Source organism: Vibrio sp. 1F253 (assembly GCF_041439295.1).
GTDB lineage: Bacteria > Pseudomonadota > Gammaproteobacteria > Enterobacterales > Vibrionaceae > Vibrio > Vibrio tasmaniensis_A.
In genome coordinates, this window is the sequence record NZ_JBGONU010000140.1 from 1 (window position 1) to 1,243 (window position 1,243).

General features: G+C 44.1%; 1 protein-coding gene. It reads right to left on the reverse strand.

Translation table 11 applies throughout. The features are described 5' to 3' along the window. Positions 1–30: 30 nt before the first annotated feature. Positions 31–1,181, reverse strand: a protein-coding gene (locus ACED28_RS23240; RefSeq protein WP_139137542.1) for an IS3 family transposase whose coding sequence is annotated in 2 segments (ribosomal slippage) — positions 31–938 and positions 938–1,181 — 1,152 coding nt in all. Because the reading frame shifts where the segments join, the coding sequence is not laid out codon by codon here. Positions 1,182–1,243: the final 62 nt, after the last annotated feature.

The following is a 1,243-nucleotide window of genomic DNA, read 5'->3' on the forward strand; positions in this document are numbered from 1 at the left end:
TGATCTGCTCCAGTCAGACTGGACACTTAGCTAAGCGACATTTCGCTTTTCAAAGTTCATTGGGCTTAGGTACCCAAGAGCACTGTGCCTTCTCGTTCGATTATAATCAACTTCTATGTACTCGAAGATCGTTTGGCGCATCTGCTCTCTCGTCATAATTGGCTCATATTGAATTGCTTCAACTTTCAGTGAATGGAAGAAGCTCTCAACACATGCGTTATCCCAACAGTTCCCTTTTCTACTCATACTTTGTTTTAAATTATAAGTGCTTATGAGGTCTCGATAGTCTTTCGAACAGTACTGACTACCTCGATCGCTATGAGTTATGACATGCTCAGGGAACCCTCGACGGAATAAAGCCATCGACAAAGCATCACAGACCAGTGAGGCCGTCATTCTCGTATCCATAGACCAACCAATAACTTGCCTTGAATAAAGGTCAATAATGACAGCTAAGTACAGCCAGCCTTCGCTTGTGGCAACATAAGTGATGTCTCCTGCCCATTTTTGATTCGGAGCCGTTGCGTTAAAATCTTGAGCGAGCAAGTTCGGAGCAACGGGCATTTTATGCTTACTGTCCGTTGTACACTTAAACTTGCGAGCTGCTTTCGCTACTAAATCCTGACGTTTCATACTGGCGGCAATGGTCTTAACATTATGGTTATCACCGCTCTCTGCCAGTTCTTTCTGAATACGTCTTGAGCCATCTCGCTCTTTGCTAACGTCAAAGGCTTCTTTTACCTTGGTATCAAACTTTTGGCGCTCTGTCTCACGTTGAATCGCCTTGTGGCGGTTCTCAACCCAATAATAAAACCCACTTCGAGAAACTCTGAACACCTTAGCCATACGGGAAATACTGAAACTCAGCAGGTGTTCGAGCATAAATTCATAGCAATTTACTTTAGATTTTTCGCGAAGTAGGTGGCGGCCTTTTTTACGATTTCTAGCTCTTCTGCTTGCTCTGCCAACTGCCTCTTTAGCTTAGCGACTTCAACGGCCAATTCTTGTTCTCGTTGGCTAATACTAGAATTCTTCTTTGTGGCTTTTCGCCAACCGTAGATCTGAGATTCATGTAACGAGAGCTGTCTTGCGGCTGCAGCGACTCCCACTTTCTCTGCCAGCTTCAGGGTTTCTGCTTTAAATTCAGGAGAATGGATAATACGTTTCTTCTTACTTGTCATGGTTCACCTCATTAGTGATTGTACTCACTTAACTCAGTGTCCAAAACTGCTGGTGCGGATCA